Annotated in this window: 25 protein-coding genes, 1 riboswitch and 1 other annotated feature; of the genes, 21 read left to right on the top strand and 4 right to left on the bottom strand. The window is 46.4% G+C overall.

Going from position 1 to position 20,265, the window contains the following annotated elements; all coding sequences use genetic code 11:
* Positions 1-118 precede the first annotated feature (118 nt).
* From ACTRXF_RS11875 to ACTRXF_RS11785, 19 genes are all read left to right on the top strand, one after another.
* On the top strand, positions 119-1,162 hold the full coding sequence (locus tag ACTRXF_RS11875) for a rod shape-determining protein (RefSeq protein ID WP_474279244.1): 1,044 nt from the start codon (positions 119-121) through the stop codon (positions 1,160-1,162).
* Between the two features lie 26 nt (positions 1,163-1,188).
* Positions 1,189-2,130 carry a rod shape-determining protein MreC gene (gene mreC / locus ACTRXF_RS11870; RefSeq protein ID WP_322526487.1) on the top strand — a complete coding sequence of 314 codons (942 nt, stop codon included), beginning with the start codon at positions 1,189-1,191 and terminating at the stop codon, positions 2,128-2,130.
* Positions 2,127-2,651, top strand: coding sequence for a rod shape-determining protein MreD (gene mreD / locus ACTRXF_RS11865; protein WP_474261964.1), 525 nt, complete (start codon positions 2,127-2,129; stop codon positions 2,649-2,651). Before mreC ends, mreD begins: the two co-directional genes overlap by 4 nt.
* Before the next feature lie 111 nt (positions 2,652-2,762).
* Positions 2,763-3,455: a septum site-determining protein MinC gene (gene minC / locus ACTRXF_RS11860; RefSeq protein ID WP_474261965.1), complete on the top strand. Its 693-nt coding sequence runs from the start codon at positions 2,763-2,765 to the stop codon at positions 3,453-3,455.
* Positions 3,456-3,535: 80 nt separating this feature from the next.
* Positions 3,536-4,333, top strand: coding sequence for a septum site-determining protein MinD (gene minD, locus ACTRXF_RS11855; protein WP_319631120.1), 798 nt, complete (start codon positions 3,536-3,538; stop codon positions 4,331-4,333).
* Positions 4,334-4,541: 208 nt separating this feature from the next.
* A complete protein-coding gene (locus ACTRXF_RS11850) occupies positions 4,542-4,715 on the top strand; it encodes a hypothetical protein (protein WP_022793174.1) in 174 nt (57 codons plus the stop codon).
* A gap of 68 nt (positions 4,716-4,783) precedes the next feature.
* Positions 4,784-6,298, top strand: coding sequence for an Rne/Rng family ribonuclease (locus ACTRXF_RS11845; RefSeq protein ID WP_474261967.1), 1,515 nt, complete (start codon positions 4,784-4,786; stop codon positions 6,296-6,298).
* A gap of 38 nt (positions 6,299-6,336) precedes the next feature.
* Positions 6,337-6,409 (top strand) — a sequence feature (ribosomal protein L21 leader region).
* Between the two features lie 11 nt (positions 6,410-6,420).
* Positions 6,421-6,729 (top strand): 50S ribosomal protein L21, encoded by a 309-nt coding sequence (rplU, locus tag ACTRXF_RS11840; protein ID WP_322526483.1) that lies wholly within the window; start codon positions 6,421-6,423, stop codon positions 6,727-6,729.
* Positions 6,730-6,731: 2 nt separating this feature from the next.
* Entirely contained in the window at positions 6,732-7,070 is a 339-nt protein-coding gene (locus tag ACTRXF_RS11835; protein ID WP_474261969.1) for a ribosomal-processing cysteine protease Prp, read from the top strand.
* Positions 7,071-7,076: 6 nt separating this feature from the next.
* Entirely contained in the window at positions 7,077-7,361 is a 285-nt protein-coding gene (gene rpmA, locus ACTRXF_RS11830) for a 50S ribosomal protein L27 (RefSeq protein WP_022793178.1), read from the top strand.
* A 67-nt stretch (positions 7,362-7,428) separates the two neighbouring features.
* Positions 7,429-8,169 carry an MBL fold metallo-hydrolase gene (locus ACTRXF_RS11825; protein ID WP_474261971.1) on the top strand — a complete coding sequence of 247 codons (741 nt, stop codon included), beginning with the start codon at positions 7,429-7,431 and terminating at the stop codon, positions 8,167-8,169.
* Positions 8,170-8,353: 184 nt separating this feature from the next.
* Entirely contained in the window at positions 8,354-9,352 is a 999-nt protein-coding gene (locus ACTRXF_RS11820; protein WP_474261972.1) for a PstS family phosphate ABC transporter substrate-binding protein, read from the top strand.
* Between the two features lie 84 nt (positions 9,353-9,436).
* Complete coding sequence (pstC, locus tag ACTRXF_RS11815; protein WP_462865526.1) at positions 9,437-10,387, top strand: phosphate ABC transporter permease subunit PstC; 951 nt, start codon at positions 9,437-9,439, stop codon at positions 10,385-10,387.
* On the top strand, positions 10,388-11,287 hold the full coding sequence (pstA, locus tag ACTRXF_RS11810; protein ID WP_474261974.1) for a phosphate ABC transporter permease PstA: 900 nt from the start codon (positions 10,388-10,390) through the stop codon (positions 11,285-11,287).
* A 1-nt stretch (position 11,288) separates the two neighbouring features.
* Positions 11,289-12,134: a phosphate ABC transporter ATP-binding protein PstB gene (gene pstB, locus ACTRXF_RS11805; protein ID WP_474262074.1), complete on the top strand. Its 846-nt coding sequence runs from the start codon at positions 11,289-11,291 to the stop codon at positions 12,132-12,134.
* A 22-nt stretch (positions 12,135-12,156) separates the two neighbouring features.
* Positions 12,157-12,813, top strand: a complete 657-nt coding sequence (gene phoU, locus ACTRXF_RS11800) for a phosphate signaling complex protein PhoU (protein WP_474261976.1) — start codon at positions 12,157-12,159, stop codon at positions 12,811-12,813.
* Positions 12,814-13,025: 212 nt separating this feature from the next.
* Positions 13,026-14,996, top strand: coding sequence for a chemotaxis protein CheW (locus ACTRXF_RS11795; protein WP_474261978.1), 1,971 nt, complete (start codon positions 13,026-13,028; stop codon positions 14,994-14,996).
* A 12-nt stretch (positions 14,997-15,008) separates the two neighbouring features.
* Entirely contained in the window at positions 15,009-15,461 is a 453-nt protein-coding gene (locus ACTRXF_RS11790) for a chemotaxis protein CheW (RefSeq protein WP_474261980.1), read from the top strand.
* A 192-nt stretch (positions 15,462-15,653) separates the two neighbouring features.
* Complete coding sequence (locus ACTRXF_RS11785; RefSeq protein ID WP_474261982.1) at positions 15,654-16,835, top strand: FtsW/RodA/SpoVE family cell cycle protein; 1,182 nt, start codon at positions 15,654-15,656, stop codon at positions 16,833-16,835.
* A 28-nt stretch (positions 16,836-16,863) separates the two neighbouring features.
* On the opposite strand, the gene ACTRXF_RS11780 is transcribed toward ACTRXF_RS11785, so the two are convergent.
* From ACTRXF_RS11780 to ACTRXF_RS11770, 3 genes are read right to left on the bottom strand one after another with little or no spacing between them, the layout of a single operon-like run.
* Complete coding sequence (locus ACTRXF_RS11780) at positions 16,864-17,052, bottom strand: hypothetical protein (RefSeq protein WP_474261984.1); 189 nt, start codon at positions 17,050-17,052, stop codon at positions 16,864-16,866.
* Between the two features lie 54 nt (positions 17,053-17,106).
* The gene (locus tag ACTRXF_RS11775; RefSeq protein ID WP_474261987.1) at positions 17,107-17,328 is read right to left on the bottom strand and encodes a DUF2922 domain-containing protein; all 222 of its coding nucleotides are present in this window, start codon (positions 17,326-17,328) and stop codon (positions 17,107-17,109) included.
* A 35-nt stretch (positions 17,329-17,363) separates the two neighbouring features.
* Complete coding sequence (locus ACTRXF_RS11770; RefSeq protein WP_474261989.1) at positions 17,364-17,588, bottom strand: DUF1659 domain-containing protein; 225 nt, start codon at positions 17,586-17,588, stop codon at positions 17,364-17,366.
* Positions 17,589-17,712: 124 nt separating this feature from the next.
* Here ACTRXF_RS11770 and ACTRXF_RS11765 point away from each other — a divergent pair, with 124 nt between their 5' ends.
* Positions 17,713-18,351, top strand: a complete 639-nt coding sequence (locus tag ACTRXF_RS11765) for an SDR family oxidoreductase (protein WP_474279242.1) — start codon at positions 17,713-17,715, stop codon at positions 18,349-18,351.
* Positions 18,352-18,426: 75 nt separating this feature from the next.
* Entirely contained in the window at positions 18,427-19,026 is a 600-nt protein-coding gene (locus ACTRXF_RS11760) for a CPBP family glutamic-type intramembrane protease (RefSeq protein WP_474279240.1), read from the top strand.
* A gap of 27 nt (positions 19,027-19,053) precedes the next feature.
* Here ACTRXF_RS11760 and ACTRXF_RS11755 read toward each other — a convergent pair whose 3' ends face one another.
* Positions 19,054-19,950, bottom strand: a complete 897-nt coding sequence (locus ACTRXF_RS11755) for an LCP family protein (RefSeq protein ID WP_474279238.1) — start codon at positions 19,948-19,950, stop codon at positions 19,054-19,056.
* 134 nt (positions 19,951-20,084) lie between these two features.
* A riboswitch (M-box (ykoK) riboswitch) is annotated at positions 20,085-20,252 on the top strand.
* The last annotated feature ends 13 nt before the right edge of the window (positions 20,253-20,265 follow it).

The raw sequence follows: 20,265 nt of genomic DNA, 5'->3' as shown, positions 1-20,265 counted from the left end.
TACAGGACATGCCGGAAAAGGCATAATCCAACATAATAAATCGTTAGATGACCTAATGAACAATACCTGCTGAAAAGAATGACCGTGTATTTTGCAAGACGAGAGGAGATATACATAGATGTTTGGAACGAGAGACCTGGGGATCGATTTAGGTACGGCAAATACGCTCGTTTACGCCAAAGGAGAAGGAGTCATTCTTCGTGAGCCCTCGGTAGTGGCTATGCGGACATATACGGGGAATATTGAAGCTGTAGGCCGCAGTGCGAAAAATATGATTGGGCGCACGCCGGGAAACATTACGGCAATACGCCCAATGAAAGACGGCGTCATTGCTGATTTTGATACAACGGCAACCATGATGGAATATTTTATTGGGCAGTCGGTCAAAAAACGTTCAATATTCTCCAGAAAGCCAAACGTAATGGTATGTGTGCCGTCAGGTATTACGGCAGTTGAAAAGAGAGCCGTGGAGGATGCCACGAAACAGGCAGGGGCAAGAGAGGCTTACACGATCGAAGAACCGTTTGCAGCAGCGATTGGAGCCGATCTGCCTGTGTGGGAGCCTACAGGAAGCATGGTCGTTGATATCGGGGGTGGAACGACAGAGGTGGCTATTATTTCCCTTGGGGGAATTGTCACGAGTCAATCGATCCGCATTGCCGGAGATGAAATGGATGAAGCGATCATCCATTATATCCGAAAAACGTACAACGTCATGGTGGGAGAGCGTACCGCGGAAGCCATTAAGCTTGAAGTTGGTGCTGCTGCACCTTCCGCAGAAAATGAAGACAATGATACAATGGAAATCCGCGGAAGAGATGTAGTGACCGGACTTCCAAAAACAGTTACAATTACCTCTGAAGAGATCGCAGGATGTCTGAAAGACACGGTTTCGACTATAATTGATACGGTGAAGAGTACACTTGAACAGACGCCGCCGGAATTAGCAGCGGATATTATGGACCGTGGTATCCTGTTAACAGGAGGAGGGGCTCTTCTGCAGCAAATTGACCGGGTTCTCAGCGAAGAAACGAACATGCCGGTGTTAGTATCGGAGGAGCCGCTGGATTGTGTGGCACTTGGTACAGGACGCGCTTTGGAAAATATTCATTTGTTCCGCTCGAAAGCAGGAATTACATCCCGCTCAGGCCGGAATGCTTAATCTATCTTTAGAGTAGGTGGGGAACCATGCCGCACTTTTTTAACAACAAGCGATTGATCATCTTGATGGTAAGCATTATTCTTCTTGTTATACTCGTAGGGTTTTCCATGAGGGAACGGGAATCGGTGCCGTGGCCGGAAGAGTTCGTGAGAGACTCTGTAGGCGTTTTTCAATCGACCATCAGCCGCCCGGCTCATTTTGCAGCTAATCGCTTTGAAGCTGTGGAAAATTTACTGGATACATACGAGGAAAATAAAACCCTGAAACAACAGCTGGAAAAGTATGCTGCCACTTCGGCAGAGCTTGAAAACACCCGGCAGGAAAATGAAACGCTCCGTGAATCGGCAGATACACAGGAAATGCTGAGCGACTATGAAAGCCGCCAGGCGCTTGTCGTCTACCGGAACCCAGACCGCTGGACACAGACCATCGGTATTAATCAGGGCACCCAGAACGGTATTGAACAGGATATGGCCGTAGTTACAAATGAAGGCCTTATCGGACGTGTGGCTGAGGCTTCTGAATTTTCCTCCACTGTCCAATTACTATCGGACGGGGAACGGACAAACCGTATCAGCGCCAGTGTGACCGCCGGTGATGAAACGGTTAATGCTTTCATTGAAGGATGGGATGAAGACCGGGACGGCCTCATGCTCCGGAAAATCCGCAGTGATGCAGAAATCGAAGAAGGCCAGCAGGTAGTTACTTCAGGAATGGGCGGAGCGTTTCCAAGCGGTATTCCAATCGGGGAAGTAGAGAGCGTGGAGCCCGATGAATACGGTTTAACGTATAACGCCCTTATTGAACCAGCGGCAGACTTCAGTGATTTGACGTATGTAAATGTTCTGGACCGGAATATTGAAGATCTGAGTGAAGAATTTCCTTCGCTCGAAGAAGACCAGGAGCAGGAGGACGAAGAGGAAGAAGCCGTGGACCCAGTCGGTGAAGAAGGCGGCGGGGGCTCATGACACGCTTTCTTATCCCCGTAGCGATCTTTTGTTTATTTCTTATTGAAGGAACATGGTTTGAAATCCTCTTTCCACAGGAAAATGAAAGTGGATGGGTGTGGATGCCGAGATTTGCGCTTATTGGAGTGATTTTGACCAGCATATACCGCGGCCCGGTTGCAGGAGTATGGGCAGGTGTTTTCGTTGGCTTTCTCTATGATTTCACGTACACGCAGATTCTCGGTGTTTATACGTTCTGCTTCGGCTTCATTGCGTACATGAGCTCCTACTCTCTGCCGGTGGTCCGGAACAGCTATGGATGGCAGTGGCTTATCATATTCTGTGCGCTTTTTGTATTTGAACTGCTGATTTACTTTATTTATTTTTTGCTGGGCATTGCCGAACTTTCCTTCGGAGAGTTTTTAGTGAAGCGGATGATTGCTTCGTGGCTTATTAACGGGGCTGCTGCTTTACTGCTGCTCGTTCCTTTCCGCCGTATTTTTGAATGGATTGAAGACGAAGAAAAAATCAGGCAGCGATAATTTTTTAAAAAAGAAGTGGTTTGCTGTTTATTCCTGTGAAATGAAACCGTATAATGGAAAGAACGACATTTACTAAGAATGGAGAGCGCTTAAGGGTTCAGGGGTGAAAATATGACGAATAACAATGGAAATTATGTAACGATCAAAGGTACTAAAGAAGGACTAACCATTGTATTAAATGATCAGTGCTCTTATCATGAACTTCTTGAGGAATTGAAGAAGAAGATTGAACGGGAGCAGCGTTTGTTTGAAAACGGGCCGCAAGTAGAAGTCCGTGTGGACGCCGGGAACCGTTATTTGAGTAAAAGTCACGAAGAAGAAATTACGGAAGTTCTGAACAAAACGGGTTCAGTGCGGGTGCATGAGGTTCATTCGAACGTGATAACAAAGGATGAAGCACAAGAGGTAATTGAAAAAGCAACAGTAACGTCTGTCACACAGATTGTCCGTTCGGGGCAGGTACTCCGCAAAACAGGCGACATCCTTATTATTGGCGATGTTAATCCCGGCGGAGTGGTTGAAGCAACGGGTAATATCTATGTTATCGGTGCATTAAAAGGAATAGCGAGAGCCGGCACAGAGGGAGAAAGTCATGCTGTGGTGTGTGCCTCTGTGATGATTCCTAAACAAATTTCTATCTCGGATACGTATTTCTACGCGCCGGAAAAGCATGAAAAGCAGGAGCAGAAGCCTGCGATTGAAGGCCCGGGGTATGCGTATGTTACCGGAGAAGAATATAAGGCAATTGCATTTGAGGAAACAAAAATGCTCGGGCATTATTTACGCTCGGTCTCATATACATAAGCATGTCAGGCCGAAAAACAACTTCCGGACACCGTTAGCCGGAATGAGAAGCATGTAAGGTCTGAAAGGAGGAACCGTTGGTGGGAGAGGCAATAGTAATTACATCCGGAAAAGGCGGAGTCGGGAAAACCACGACTTCTGCCAACATCGGTACAGCACTTGCACTGCAGGGACAAAAAGTATGTTTGATTGATACAGATATCGGACTTCGGAATTTGGATGTCGTTATGGGTCTGGAAAACCGGATCATTTACGATCTGGTGGATGCTGCGGAAGGACGCTGCAAGGTGCAGCAGGCATTGATCCGGGATAAAAGGTTCGACTGCCTGCATTTGCTGCCGGCAGCACAGACAAAGGATAAATCTGCGGTGAATCCCGAACAAATGGAGGAAATCGTGGAAACGCTCCGCCCGGAATACGATTTTATTCTTATCGATTGCCCGGCCGGTATTGAGCAGGGATTTAAAAACGCTGTGTCCGGCGCGGACAAAGCGATCGTTGTTACCACTCCGGATACGGCAGCCGTGAGAGATGCTGACCGGATCATCGGTTTGCTTGAAAACGAAGATATTGAACCGCCAAAGCTGGTAGTGAACCGGGTGCGGAGTGATCTTTCAAGGGAAGGCAACGTACTGGATGTGGAAGACGTCGTAGCTACACTCGCAGTGGATCTGCTCGGCATGATTGTAGACGAAGAGCATGTATTAAAAGCAGCACATAAAGGGGAGCCGATTGCGATGAATCCAAACAGCAGGGCTTCGCTTGGGTATCGTAATATTGCCCGCCGGCTGCTCGGGGAATCGGTACCGCTTATGGCAGTGGAAGAAAAGAAAAGCTTTTTCTCCAAAGTGAAAAGTTTATTCGGAATAAAATCATAAAAGGTTAAGGACGGGGAGTATGCTTCCTGTCCTTTTTGTTTGTGCAGAGGAGTCAATTTTGTTTTCTTTAAGAGCTGCGTGGTATAATAATAACGAAAGGGCATGCTGTTTTGGAGTTGATTCCCGAATCGCCTGTCTTTCTTATAAAGGTTTTTACAGAATGAAAGGCTTCGATTATCTATCCGAATGCGCGGAGGAGGAATCACTGATGACTGTTATAGAAAAGCACCCTTATCTTTCCGATGAAGAACGCCAAAAACTGGCACTTTTAAATAAACAAATGCAGGAAGCGGCTTCCGAACAGGAATTGAAGCGGCTTACAACGCAGATCGCCCTGCTTCATGAAAAAGCGAAGGTCAGAGAAGAAAACAAGTCTAACTGAATGACTGCCACCATCATGTGGCAGTCTTTTTCCTTTTGGAAAGAAATGCGCCACTGGAGGAACGTTCAATGGAATTAATTACAAATATGAAAGCCGGGGAAGCAAGAGCGGCCCTGAAACATAATGGAAGAGTGAAAGAGTTCTTTTTTGAGTCGGCAATGGATGACACGGCGGCCGGAGATATCTATAAAGGAAGAGTAGTGGACGTGCTGCCGGGCATGGATGCTGCATTCATAGATATCGGCAAAGGGAAAAAAGGATACCTGCACCGGGACAATATTATGGCGTACCGGCTGCTGAAAGAGCCGCTTGCTGAAAAAAAGCAGCGGGGCATCAAAGATTTTATCAAAAAGGACGAATATTTATTTGTTCAGGTCGTGAAGGAAGAAACGGCCAGCAAGGGAGCCAAGCTTAAGGAAAATTTGTCACTGCCGGGAAAATACTGCGTGTATCTTCCGGATGAGCCGGGACTGTTTATTTCACAAAAAGTGGAAGGGGCAGTAAAGGAAGAATGGCTCGAACAGGAAAAAGCGCTGCCGTTGAACGGAGACGGCCTGATTGTGCGTACGGAGGGCACGGACCAGTCTCTGGATGTAATAAAGAAGGAAGTCTCCCAGCTGCAGAGCCTTTGGCAGGAGATGGTGCTTCGGGGGGAAGAGATGTCCTCTCCGGGAAAGGTATCGCAGGAGGAGCACTTTTTAAAAAAATGTCTGACATATGCTCCTCTGGAATATGTGAAAAGAGTCGCTGTGGACACAAGAGAAGCGATTGAGACGGCAAAAACACAATTCAGCGGATGGGAGCCCGAAAAGCGTCCAGAATTTGTGCTTTTTGAGAACCAGGAAAATATTTTTTCGAAAGAAAATGTGGAAGTTGATCTCGAGCGCGCCTTAAAGCCTATAGCGTGGCTGAAAAGCGGAGGATTTTTACAGATCGAAAAAACAGAAATGTGTATTACCATTGATGTGAATACGGGAAGGTTTACCGGAAAACATGATCTCGGGCACACAATTGTAAAAACAAACCTCGAAGCTGCCACAGAAGTGATGCATCAATTGCGTGTCAGAAATCTCTCCGGGATGATAATGATTGACTTTATACGGATGAATGAAGAAAAAGACCGGCATCATTTAATGCAGGTATTGGAAGAAAAAGCTGCTGAAGACCCACAAAAAATCCGGATTGCCGGCTTCTCCCGTCTTGGCGTTGTGGAGGTGACCCGCCAGCGTTCCCGTCAGAGTCTCGAAGAACACCTGCTCGAACCTTACGGCACAGAGTACGGCAAAGGGTGGAGGCTGTCGGAAAAAGAACTGTTGGAAAGATCAAAACGAATGCTTGGTGCGTGGATGGAAGAAGACGTGGATGCGATCGTACTGGAAGTCCCGGACCGACTGCTCCTCAGGGAAGGAAGGGCACTGTATGATGATCTTCAGCAAATAGCCCCGGGCCGCTTGTTTATCGTTTCTGAACCAAAGGAGCAGGAGGTCGTTGTCCGCTACGCGGGAAGCCTTGAAGTGGCGGAACAAAGAAATCAGGCATTGAAGGCTCAAATGAAGCAGCGGGGAATTGACTTTCGTTTTTAATATATGCTATTATTTGTAACGTTAGTTGTTTGGAAGCACCCAAACTACAACCGCACAAGAACAGGTTTAAGCCCTGGAAAGGCACCTGTATTGGCGAGTCTAAGTGATTAGGAGGTGCAGAGATGTACGCAATTATTGAAACTGGTGGAAAACAGTTAAAAGTAGAAGAAGGCCAGACTATCTTCGTTGAAAAATTAGACGCAGAAGCTGGAGAGAACGTGACGTTCGGCAATGTAGTATTTGTCGGAGGCGACGATGTAAAAGTTGGTTCTCCTTTTGTTGAGGGAGCTAAAGTTACAGGCAAAGTAGAAAGACAGGGCCGTAACAAAAAAATCATCGTTTTCAAATTCAAGAAACGTAAAAACTACCGCCGTAAGCAGGGCCATCGTCAGCCTTACACAAAAGTTACAATCAACAGCATTGACGCGTAGTTATGATACGGGTCACTGTTAGCCGTGACGGGGCAGAGCGTATTCGTTCTGTTACCATGACCGGCCATGCTGAGTCAGGGCCGTACGGCTACGATTTGGTATGTGCCGGCGCTTCGGCAGTATCTTTTGGGGCTGTAAACGCGATGGCATCTCTCTGCCATACTGATCCCGTAGTGGATTTAGGCCAAGAAGGCGGTTATTTTCAGTGCGTGCTTCCGGAAGAAAGCACTGAAGAGGATAAGCGTCAAATGCAGCTTTTGGCAGAGGGAATGATTATCTCTTTGGAGACCATTGCTGATCAGTACGGTGAATTTATATCAATTGAAGAGCATAGGAGGTGAATGTTGATGTTGAAATTAGACCTGCAGTTCTTTGCTCAGAAAAAAGGGGTAGGTAGTACAAAAAACGGTCGTGACTCCATTTCCAAGCGTTTGGGTACCAAGCGCGCTGATGGCCAGCACGTAACCGGTGGTTCTATCCTCGTCCGCCAGCGCGGTTCGAAAATTTTCCCCGGCAACAATGTCGGTAAAGGTGGAGACGATACTCTTTTCTCCAAAATCGACGGTGTTGTGAAATTTGAGCGTGTCGGAAAAAAACGTAAACGCGTGAGCGTTTATGCAAAAGAAGCATAAGACTCGCATCCGTTCAAACAGATATTTTCTGTTTGAACGGATTTTTTTATTGAAAGGGGAGCGAAAGATGCAGGTAACAATTATTGGCTTTTGGCATGCGTTTCCGGAAGCCGGGGAAGCGGCTTCCGGTTATCTGATTGAAGAAGATGGTTTTCAGCTGCTGCTCGACTGTGGAAGCGGAGTGATTTCCCAGCTTCAGCATTACACTGAGCTTAGCGGCATCGACGCTGTGCTGCTGTCCCATTATCATCAGGATCATGTGGGTGATTTCGGAGCTTTCCAGTACTATCGTCTGCTCGAACCCGTCCTCTGGCCGGAAAAGCAGCATGAGACCGCGGTTTACGCGCACCGGGAGGATGAAGAAGGCTTTCAGCGCCTGTTTTATAAAGAAGCCGTACAGCCGACAGAATACCGGGCAGAGGAGCCTTTTACCGCCGGGCCGTTCACCATTACTCCTACAGCTGTAAAACACGCCGTCCCCTGCTTTGGGTTTCGGATTGAAAGCGCAGCCGGCAGCCTATTTTTCACTGCAGATACTTCATATATACCAGAGCTCGAGCAGGCAGCTGCGCAGGTGGATGTACTTATCGCCGAATCCAGCTTTTATGCCGGGCAGGACGGGTCATTCGCCGGCCATATGAATTCAGAGGAAGCAGCGGAGCTCGCCAAAAGGGCTCAAGCAGGTAAATTAATATTAACCCACCTGCCTCATTTCGGAGACCATACACAGCTGAAAAGAGAAGCGGAAAGGATTTTCACAGGACCGGTGGAGCTCGCAGCAGGCGGACTTAAAATAAATATCAGCTGAGGCAGTTAATCATTTCTTCCGGGAAATGATTTTTTTGCGTTTAAATGAAAGCGGTACCGCATGCACCTTTACATATTCTTAACAATCAAACTATTTTCTCTTAACAATTAAATCCTATACTAAGCATTGGGAGCAAAAAGAGTTGCTTTGCCATTAGTACATAAACAAAGAGGAGGAAGTTGCTTTGAAACTCAAAACAGTATGGATGGTTCCAACATTAGCCTCAATGGCAGTATTTGCATCCGCATGTGGCGGTGGGGGAGAAGAACCCGGCGGCTCGGAAGAAAGCTCCGGCAGTGAAGGAAGCGGAGAAGAAAGCGCAGGCCAGGAAGGCGGCGGTTCCGGAGATATTGCTATTGATGGTTCCTCCACGGTTTTTCCAATTATGGAAGCCGTATCGGAGGAATTCGGTAAAGAAAATGAAGATATAGACGCACCGGTGGGTGTTTCTGGCTCCGGTGGCGGTTTTGAGCGTTTCATTGCTGGTGAAACGGACCTTAACAACGCCTCCCGTGAAATTTCTGAAGAGGAGCAGCAGGCCCTTGAGGATGAAGGAATTGAATACACTGAACTTACGATGGCTTACGATGGTATCACTGTTGCTGTAAATCCGGAAAATGATTTTGTGGATGAATTGACCTATGATCAGCTCGACCAGATCTACTCCGACGACAGCGATGCAGAAACGTGGTCCGATATTAACGAAGAATGGCCGGACGAAGAGTTGGACCTTTATGCTCCGGGTACGGATTCCGGCACTCATGATTACTTCGTAGAGAACGTGCTTGGCGGCGATGATCTTTCCCGTAACGCTTCAACGTCCGAAGACGACAACGTTCTTGTTAACGGGGTATCAGGCAGCCAGGGAGCTATTGGGTTCTTTGGATATTCCTACTACAGTGAAAACGAAGATGATTTAAAAGCTGTACCAGTTACAGATGACGATGAAGAAGCTGTAGAGCCTTCGCCTGAAACGATCACTGATGAATCTTATCCACTGGCACGTCCACTGTTTACTTACTTCAAAAACTCTTCTGTGGAAGATGATGAAGATGTAGAAGCATATGTGCGCTTTGCCAATGAAAACGCCGGTGATCTGGCAGAGGAAGTAGGCTATGCAGCAGCTCCTGACAGTGCTTATGAAGAAAACGAAGAAAAAATTGATGAAGTAGCCGGAGAGTAAATAAAAGGCAGTAAAGGGCAAAAAGCGAGGAAGCTTTGACTTCCTTGCTTTTGTACTTGCCTGAAAGAAATCATCTGTAAGGGGATGGACAGCAAAATGGAAGATCGTTCAAAGCTCTCGATCAGCGAAAGAATCGAACAGAAAACAAAAGGCTCCGGCTCTTCAAGCTTTATGGAAAAATTGATGCCGGCTATCTTTTTATCGTGTGCAATTATTTCGATATTAACTACTGTAGGTATCGTGTTCACTCTACTGTTTGAAACAGTAACCTTTTTCCGGGGGGTGCCATTTGCTGATTTTTTTGCTTCCACTGAATGGTATCCATTCTTTTCAGAGCCGCAGTACGGCATTTGGCCATTAGTGAACGGTACGTTAATGATTGCAGGTATTGCCATGATGGTATCTATTCCTTTTGGGCTGGGAGCTGCCATTTATTTGAGTGAGTATGCCTCAGAAAAAGTCCGTAAAACAGTTAAACCAGTTTTAGAAGTATTGGCTGGTATTCCAACTATTGTTTATGGTTTTTTTGCTCTTACTTTTGTGACGCCGATTCTAAGGGCCGTTATCCCCGGCGTGGATGTCTTTAACGCATTAAGTCCAGGGATTATAGTAGGCGTTATGATTATTCCAATGATTGCAAGCCTTTCAGAGGATGCAATGAGCTCGGTGCCGAATTCGATCCGGGAAGGGGCTTTCGCTTTAGGGGCCACACGCATGGAGGTCACGGTGAAGGTAGTTATGCCGGCCGCCTTATCGGGAATCATTGCCTCCTTCGTCCTCGGCGTTTCACGTGCTGTCGGTGAAACAATGATTGTGTCAGTGGCAGGCGGTGCAAGCCCGAGTATGGGAATTGACCCGACAGGAGCGGTGCAGACAATGACAGCGTACATTGTACAGGTGGTCAAAGGAGACGCTGGTTTTGGAACACCGATTTATTACAGTATTTATGCTGTAGGTATGACATTATTTGTGTTCACCCTGGCGATGAACCTGTTGGCTCATTACATTTCTCGACGATTCCGGGAGGATTACTAAATGAAATTTGCAGATACAACAGCACCTAAGGAAGCATACGAAGAAAATACTCAGCGGCTGGGCAAAAGGCATATTTGGAATAAGGCGTTTAAAGGGCTTTGTTTTGCCGCTATGGCTTTTAGCATAGCGATGCTTCTCGTATTGCTGATACGAATACTCACTCAAGGAATTGGTTTTTTAGACTGGGGCCTTGTCGTAAACTTTGCTTCAAGAAACGCAGAGGATGCAGGAATGCTTGCTGCGCTGGCAGGGACGATTTGGTTGATGATGGTAGCAGCACCGCTTTCTTTTGTTTTAGGAGTCGGCACAGCTGTTTATATGGAGGAATACGCTCCGGTAAACAGATTCACCAATCTTCTTCAAACGAATATTTCCAATCTTGCGGGCGTTCCTTCTGTGGTCTTCGGGCTATTGGGACTTACGATATTCAATCGTCTTCTGGGGCTTGGAGCAAGTGTTCTTGCAGGGGGCCTGACCCTGTCTCTGCTTGTTCTTCCTATTATCGTTGTTGCCTCCAGGGAGGCTATTAACGCGGTTCCGACAGACGTCAAGCAGGCCTCCTATGCTATGGGGGCAACTAAATGGCAGACAATCTTCCGGATTGTTATTCCTACATCTCTTCCAGGAATACTGACAGGAACTATTCTGGCACTCTCGCGGGCAATCGGGGAGACAGCCCCAATTCTGGTAATTGGTGCACTGACATATGTTGCTTCCACGCCATCAGATCTGTTCTCCAACTTTACTGCCATGCCAGTTCAGATTTATGACTGGACCGGACGTCCGCAGGAGGAATTTCAAAACATTGCAGCGGCAGGCATTATTATCATACTGCTCATGCTCTTTTTCATGAACTCCATTGCTGTATTTATCCGGACTAAATTCCAAAAACGCTTTTAATATAAGGATCAAAGAAAGGGGAAGCACTATGCAGACTAAGCATGAAAACCGTTCAGTAGAGGGAAACGACAATTTCAATACAGAGGAAAAAGCGCCGCTTGCATACAACGTAGACCAGCTGAATCTCTGGTACGCTGACAACCACGCGCTGCAGAATATTTCGATGGAGATTCCGGAAAAGTCCGTGACAGCCATTATCGGACCTTCGGGCTGCGGGAAATCGACATTTATTAAAACCTTAAACCGGATGACTGAAATGAATCCGATTGTAAAAACGAACGGCTCCATTAAGTACCGGGAAAATGAGATTTTTTCAAAGAATTTCAGTGTCGAGTATCTTCGTACTAAAGTAGGAATGGTGTTTCAAAACCCGAACCCGTTTCCCAAATCGATTTATGAAAATGTAATATACGGTCCGAAAATTCATGGCATCAAGGATAAAAAAACGCTTGATGAGATCGTGGAAAAAAGCTTGAAAAAAGCGGCTATCTGGGATGAAACGAAGGACCGGCTGAAAGAAAATGCTTTCGGGCTCTCCGGTGGTCAGCAGCAGCGTCTTTGCATTGCGCGCTGTCTGGCAATTGAACCTGACATCATTTTAATGGACGAGCCTACTTCTGCATTGGATCCAATTTCTACGCTGAAGATTGAAGAGCTGGTCCAGGAGCTGAAAAAAGACTATACGATTGTCATTGTTACCCACAATATGCAGCAGGCAGCCCGCATTTCAGACAATACTGCTTTCTTCTTAAACGGCGTTATTGTAGAGCATGATCAAACAGATAAAATCTTTTCATCGCCGGCGAAAAAAGAGACAGAAGATTATATTTCCGGCAGATTCGGCTGATCCGGAAGAAAGAGGTTGAATAATGGGCGTTCGAAAGGCGTATGAGCAGGACTTAACGTATTTAAAGCAGGAAATACTAGACATGGGCAAATATGTGAAGTATGCTTTCGAGCAGTCGCTGCTCGCGTTGAAAACCAATGATAATCAGTCACTTGTCCGGGAAATTGTTACAGATGATAAAAATATCAATTCCATGGAATTGAAAATCATGGATGCGGCGACATTAACAATTGCCAAGCAGCAGCCGGTGGCTACAGATCTGCGCAGGTGTATTGTTGCTTTAAAAATGGCCAGCGATCTCGAGCGCATGGCCGATATCGCGGTGGATATTGCAAAAGCTTCAGCCAGGCTGAGCGAAAATAGAAGCCGGGAGGATATTGACCAGTTAATTGATATGGCGGAAATTTCCAGGCAGATGTTTGACCAGGCGATGGAGGCATATGACAATCAGGAACTGATGCATGCCCAGCGAGTCGCTTCTTTGGATGATCACGTGGACAGTAAGTATAAATTGTTTATACAGAAGCAGCTTCGGCAAAGTGCGGATGAAGTGCTGCTGGAAGACATTACTCAGCTGTCTTTTATCGGGCGTTATATTGAGCGTTTTGCAGATCATACGACGAACTTGGCAGAATGGGTCGTTTATGAAGTGAACGGGCACCATTTTGATTTAAACTAGAAATGCATACAATGCAGTCTCCGCCTGATAGCGGAGGCTTTTTTTGTACTGTATGGAGCTCTTTTGCAAACTTGAAGGCAGAGAAGGGGCTGAAAGAAAAAATTTTAACCGGCTGTTATCTCAAATACCTGCTCCAGTCTGTCGATATAAAAAGAGAAGAAGCTGCAGCACACTATCAACTAGTATTGAGTTCAAAAGGCGGAGGTACGGGCATGAGCCATACAGAATATTTGGATATGTTTATTGAAGAAAGCCAGGAGCACATTCAGGCGATTAACGTTCACCTGCTGGAGCTGGAAAAGCAGCCGCAGGATGAAACGATCATAGGGGAAATTTTTCGTTCGGCCCATACGATGAAAGGCATGGCCGGCACGATGGGATATGAGGATTTGACGAATGTTACACATGCTCTGGAAAATGTTCTCGACCAAATGCGTGAAAAAACGAGGCTTGCAGATGCAGAAACGATGGATGTACTTCTTGAAGCAGCAGATGTTGCTGAAGAAATCGTAGAGGATATCGCTTCCGGCGGTGAGGGGAAAAAGGATATACAGGCTATTACGGAAAAGCTGCTTGGTCAAAGCACCCGGCCCGGGGCAGAGCAGGGGACAAAAGAAAAGAATGGCATTGACATGGATTGGAATGAATACGACCGGGCAGTGATCGCCCAGTCCGTGGAAAGTGGTATGCAGGCATATACAGTGCATGTGACCCTTGAGGAGAATGCCATGCTAAAAGCAGCACGTGCCTACATGGTATTTGAAGCTCTTGAAGCAGACGGTCACGTTATTAAATCAGTGCCGGAGGCTTCAGATATTGAAGCGGAGCGATTCGATAACGCATTTACCACAGCAGTAGTAACGACCGCTGCAAAGGAAGACCTGATCAACCAGGTGGCCTCAATTTCGGAAATTGAAACAGTGGTGGCAGAGGAAATTGAAATAACGGGCAGCACAGACTATCAGGAAGGTTTGGTCGAAAAACCGGCTCCGGAAGTAAAAGAAACCAGTTCACTGGAACGTAAACGTACAGAGACGAACAAAACCATCCGGGTTAATATTGACCGGCTGGATAAATTAATGAACCTTTTTGAAGAGCTGGTTATTGATCGGGGGCGCCTTGAGCGTATATCGGAGGAAATACGAAGCAGCGAACTGACAGAAACAGTCGAAAGAATGTCACGGACGACCGGGAGCCTGCAGGAAATTATTTTACATATGCGGATGGTACCGGTGGATCAGGTGTTCAGTCGTTTCCCGAAGATGGTGCGCAGCCTGTCAAGAGACCTTGGCAAAAAGATAGAGCTCGAAGTCATTGGTGCAGAGACGGAACTGGATCGTTCGATTATTGATGAAATTGGGGACCCGCTTGTTCATCTTATAAGAAATTCAATCGATCATGGAATTGAAATGCCCGAAAAGAGAAAGCAGAACGGCAAGCCGGAAGAGGGTCATGTCGAGCTTCGTGCTTATCACAGCGGCAATCATGTGTATATTGAAATTGAGGATGACGGGGGCGGAATTGACCGTGAACGTGTACTCAAAAAGGCCGTGGAAAATGACGTAATAGCTGCCGAGGATGCCGATACGCTGACGGATTACGACGTGCATCAATTCATTTTTTCAGCAGGATTCAGCACTGTTGATGAAGTGACTGACCTGTCAGGGCGCGGGGTCGGTTTGGACGTAGTAAAAAATACGTTTGAATCACTCGGCGGCGTCATCAGTGTGCATTCTGAAAAAGGACGAGGAACCAAATTCAGTATTCAGCTTCCCCTGACACTGTCGATTATTGATGTGATGCTTGTTGATGTGGGTGAAGAGCATTACGGACTGCCGCTTACTTCTATCGTAGAGACAGCAAGTATTAAGAGCAGTAGCATTTTTTATGTGCACAAACGGAAAATGATCGATTTTCGCGGAAATATTATTCCGGTAATGTTTTTGGAGGATGTATTTGAAATTCCGGTGGAACGGGAGTGGGACCGTGAAAATTATTCGGTCGTAGTCGTGCATAAAGGAGAAAAGATGGCCGCTCTGGTTGTCGACAGTTTTATCGGCCAGCAGGATGTTGTATTGAAATCACTCGGCCATTACCTTCGGGACGTACGCGCCATATCAGGAGCCACGATTCTCGGAGACGGTAATGTAGCATTAATTGTAGACACAAACGCTCTATTGTAAGGAGGAAGTATTATGACGGAAGAAAATGTTGTAAAAAAAGTCATTATATTTCGATTGGAGGCCGAAGAATACGGCGTTGAAGTAAATCATGTCCAGTCGATTGAACGAATGCAGAATTTCACCCGTATACCAAATGCTGAAAAAAGTATACGCGGCGTCATTAATTTGCGGGGTGTCATTATTCCAATTATTGATCTTCGAAAAAGACTTTCCTATGAAGAAGTCCCGTATACAGAAGAAACACGGATTTTAATTTTAGCTCTTGAAGGCAATCATATCGGCTTGATCGTTGATGCGGCAAACGATGTGATGGACGTGTTTGAAAGTGAAATTGACGCGCCTCCTCAAGCAGTGTCGAAAGAAGAACAAATGTATTTAAAAAACGTAATCAAAAAAGAAAGCCGCGTATTTACTCTTTTAAATGTGCATGCAGTAGCCGAATCCTTGGAAACGGCGTCTGTTTGATTCCCAGGGCTGTTCTCCTTTAATATAGGAGAAGGAGCCCTTTTTCATATGTGTGAAAAATAAATTAGGGAATAGGGCGGATAGTGGAAATATTTTCACAGGACTGTACGCCGCAGATAGAACAAGGTATGATGTTAACAGCGGCGCCAGGCAGCGTGCGTTCGAAATTTTATATAATGGGGACATGCTTCCATGAGTTTACATCAATCAACCGAAGAAAAGCAGTATGATATCAATATGATGTTTGTATTGTTTTTGTTCGCAGTAGTCAGCTGTTTCTATATTTTTCAGGCTCAGCAGCTCGAACAATACGAAGGCAATTTTATGATCCAGCAGATTATCTTTTTCGTGCTGGCATTCGCTATTATGATGGTAGTTATACATTTTGATTTTGAGTATTATCTGATACTGCACTGGTTTTTATATGCTTTTGGGCTGGCTCTTTTAGCAGGGCTGCTAGTTGCCCCGTCAAGCATTGCCCCAGTGATTAACGGGGCACAGTCATGGTATGTAGTCCCCGGTCTCGGCCAGTTTCAGCCGGCAGAATTTATGAGAATTTTTCTGATCTTGACGCTGAGTGCTATCATTTATAATCACCATACAGAGTACAGCGGGAGCAAAAACATGCGCTCTGATTTTATACTTATAGGGAAAATGTTTCTGCCCACCCTCCCGGTCATTCTTCTTCTGGCAACACAGCCGGACATGGGGAGTGTGATGCTCGTGGGAGCTATTTTTGTTTCTCTTCTGGTGGTTTCGGGGATCTCCTACAAAATATTGACAGTAGCTATCGGCGCTCCACTTTTAGCGATACTTGGATTTGTCATTTCTTTTTTTCAGTTTCCTAATTTGATGGAGCGATTTGTATTTTCCAATATGGACCCTTATCAGGTAAGCAGAATCCAGGGATGGCTGAATCCGTTTGAAAATCAGGACGCAGGTTTTCAGACAGCAAGAGCATTGACTGCCATCGGCTCCGGGAGGCTGTTTGGCAACGACGGGGACCAGGTGTATATCCCGGAAGCCCACACGGATTTCATTTTTGCTGTGATCAGCTCTGTTCACGGCTTTCTGGGCGGTGCGATGGTCATCACCCTTTATTTTGTGCTCCTGTATCAAATTCTTCTGATCAGCATGCGGTCGCATAACGCTTACGGCAAATACATCTGTGCAGGTGTTATTGGATTGTTTGCTTTCCAGATATTTCAAAATATCGGACAAAGCCTTGGCCTTCTGCCGGTCACCGGCTTTACGCTTCCACTGCTCAGCTACGGAGGAAGCTCGCTTGTCGGCACCATGTTTATTTTAGGTATCGTAATGAGTGTACGCTATCATTCAAAAAATTACTTCTTTGCCCACCACAAAAATCAGTAAAGCCAGCCGAAATCCGGCTGGCTTTTGTTTATGGTTTTTTGATATGCATGGAATTCTTTGGTGCTCTGGCTCTTCCCGAAGATGAGAAAAGCTGTTCACTCTGCCTTTGCACGGCCGAGATGAGCGTATCGAGTTTACGCTCCATCCGGTAAACAAGAAAAAAGGCAAGTGCAACAGCCGCTCCCTGGTCTCCGGCCAGCTGTATCCATTCCTCCATGAAAAATCCTCCTTTATAAAGAATCCCCCAGCCGAGGGGGCTGAGGGAATCGGATTAATTGGTTTCCCAGATAGTGTCTACGTTTCGTTCTACGACTCTTGCATACACTTTTTTAGTAACAATGCCATCGCTTGTGAAAAAGGCTTCCTTAGCAATAATGGTGTCCATTAATGTCTCTACTGCTGTTTCATCCACCGGTTCTGCCGGGTTTTCGATAGAAAGAGTAGTAGCTTTGCCGAAATCACTTTCAAAACGCAGCTGTAGTTGCTTGCTCATCATCTTCACCTCCTGTATTTAAAGCTACTGCCGTTTTACAACGGGGCCGGAGCCTGCATGGTGTACTCGTTGTTGCGCTGCACGCTTTGTACAACGTACGGCTGAAGTGCGGCAAGGCCATCCGCAATTTCCTGCAGGTCATCGTCTGAAATTTCAGGGTTTATGCTGCGGAATGTTTTTCGTTTGTAGTCGCCGCTGCCGTCTTCGCCAGGTCCTAAATAAAATTCAAAAGAAAGATCAGTTTTTGTTAATTGAGCCATTGTGTCTCACCTCCTTTCACCGTATATATTGATGTGCCGAAGCAAAAGGGGGGAGGGAGCTGTGTTTATTTTACGAAGGTTATGGGAATATCACCATGGAATGTTAAACGAAGGAGGATTTACAATGAACGTACTGGTAATTGGAGCGAACGGAAAAATTGCACGTCACCTGGTGGAAGAATTGAAGGACACGGATCACCACGTAACGGCGTTAATTAGAAAAGAAGAACAGTCAGAAGAATTGAAGAGCCTTGGGGCGGACGAAACGGTAGTCCGTGATTTGGAAGGAGACATTTCCGATGCGTTTGCCGGTAAAGACGCAGCGGTCTTTGCTGCTGGGTCAGGCGGCCATACAGGACCGGATAAAACCACCATTATTGACTTGTGGGGGTCGAGAAAATCAGTGGAAGCCTCCAAAGCCCACGGGGTAAAACGCTTCATTCAGGTAAGTTCGATGAATACGGATGAACCGGAAAACGGCCCGGAAAAAATGCGCCATTACTTTATTGCTAAGCGCGTAGCCGATGATTACCTTGAAGAAAGCGGCCTTGATTATACCATTGTACGGCCGGGAGTGCTCACAAACGATGATCCGAGCGGCACTGTACAGTTAAAACAAAAACTGAATGAAAAAGGCGAAATTCCACGTGCTGATGTGGCTAAAGTGATCGCCGCATCTTTGGATACACCTGGTACTATCCGCAAAAAGTTTGATCTGATCAGCGGCGACCAGGAAATTATTGCAGCGCTCAACGAATTATAGGAAGGAAAGCAAACAGCCGGGGCCGAACGCAGCCGGCTGTTTTTACATAATAACCGCATGGGAGGCAAAAGCGCCATGACGAACAGTTCAGGCCCCCGGATTTCCGGGCGTGCCCTATGGTTAAACTTTTTCCTGCTGTTTGCAGTTGGTATTGTTATCATTGCTGCTGTGTTTCAGGGGGAAACTTTAACATACATAAACAGCTTATTTTCCTTTAATACAGCTGCTGCCGATAGTCTTACCGGAGCCTGCACGGGGATAGCGGCAGGATTTTTCGCCTGGGGGGCGTATAAAAAGCAGTGGTTTGCCGTGCCGGACAACACATATACCGATCTCTTAAAAGAACTGATCCGCCGGCGGGGGAGCTTTTGGGCTGTAACGGCTGGAGCGGCAGTATCAGAGGAAATATTGTTTCGGGCAGCAGTGCTTGGAACACTGGTGCTTGTACTGCCGGACCTCTTTGCTTTATGCGTTGCTTCATTTATTTTCATGCTGGTGCATGTGCCTCAATACGCCGGTCAGCAGCTGATTCATGCATGGATTTTTGTCCTGGGCCTTCTGCTCGGCGGCCTGCTTTTATGGCAGGGAACGCTGTGGGGGGCTGCGGCTGCTCATGCCGGATACAATGCGGTCTCCTTTCTGATTTGGAAACGAAGTGAAGCACTTCAGGAATAATCACTCTGAACCGGCGGGGCGGAAATGTCAGTAGCTTTTGCCAGTCTGGTGACGCTCCAGGCGGAGCTGTGCTTTCTCCTGCTCTTCCGAAGAAACGAGATAATAGCTTACCCCGTTCTCTTCAGCAGAAGCTCCATGAATTTCAGTCGTCTGGATCTGGGTGAGGGCAGGAGTATAGTGGTAAGAAAAGCTGCGGATATCCTGAAACGTCATATCGGTCTGTATGTGGTCACCGAGGGCATAAAGCAGTTCTTCCGCTTTACGGAGAGTAGCCGGACTTTTTGCTTTTTCAAGAAGTGCTTCGAGCACCTGCTGCTGGCGGAGGTTCCGACCCAGATCGCCCCGTGGGTCCTGCTTGCGCATGCGGACGTAATATAAGGCCTGTTCGCCATTTAAATGGAGGTTTCCCTTGGTGTAGGTGAAAGGCTCTCCTTCGTCCTTGACGAATTCCAAATCGTTTTGCACTGTAACTCCGCCGTAAGCATCAACCACCTCCCGGAACCCCTCCATATCAGCTTCGACGGTAAAATCGATGGAGGTGTCCAGAAATTCTTCCGCTGTTTTCTTCAGTAAGGGCATGCCTCCATAGCTGTAGGCATGATTTATTTTATCCATACTGTCTCTTCCTGGAATAGAAACCTTAGTGTCTCTTGGAATATTAAAAAGCAGCGTGGATTCGTTCCCGGAATGGATAGAGATAATCATAATCACATCAGCGCGGGAAACTGTCTCTTCTTTATCTGTCCCCGCTATTAGAATAATCTGGGGTCCTGAAACAGTAGAAGAATCCTCCGGCGCTGTTTCCGTGGTGATTTTCTCTTTTTGTCCAGCAGTTATAGTGTAATAATAGTAAAAGAGTCCGCCGAGAGATAGGAAGCATGTAAGCAGGAAAGTAATCATAAAAAACAAGTATACGTTTCGCATAGTTGGACGTCCTGTCTGTAAAAGTCAAAATCTCTATTTTTATATCGGCAGAAAAGGGAATATATCCAGTAGGCAAGGGTGCTCCCTGCGTTGACAAAAAAAGAGCGTAACGTTATATTCAACGTTACTGCTATTTATAATCTCGTTAGGTGAGGCTCCTGTGTAGATACAAGCTTATGCCCAAAAATGTCTAAAGACGCCAATGGGTCAACAGAATCCATCGAATTAAGGTGTTTTCTAATGAAGCTGGATAATATATTCCTACGCTATGCAGTGCTAAAGCTCGACGAAGGGGAACAGAACGGGCATATACGA

It is taken from the genome of Marinococcus sp. LNHM3E3-2.2 (assembly GCF_056034385.1).
The sequence above is the reverse complement of the archived record's forward strand: the minus strand, read 5'-3'. Positions and strand labels throughout refer to the sequence as shown.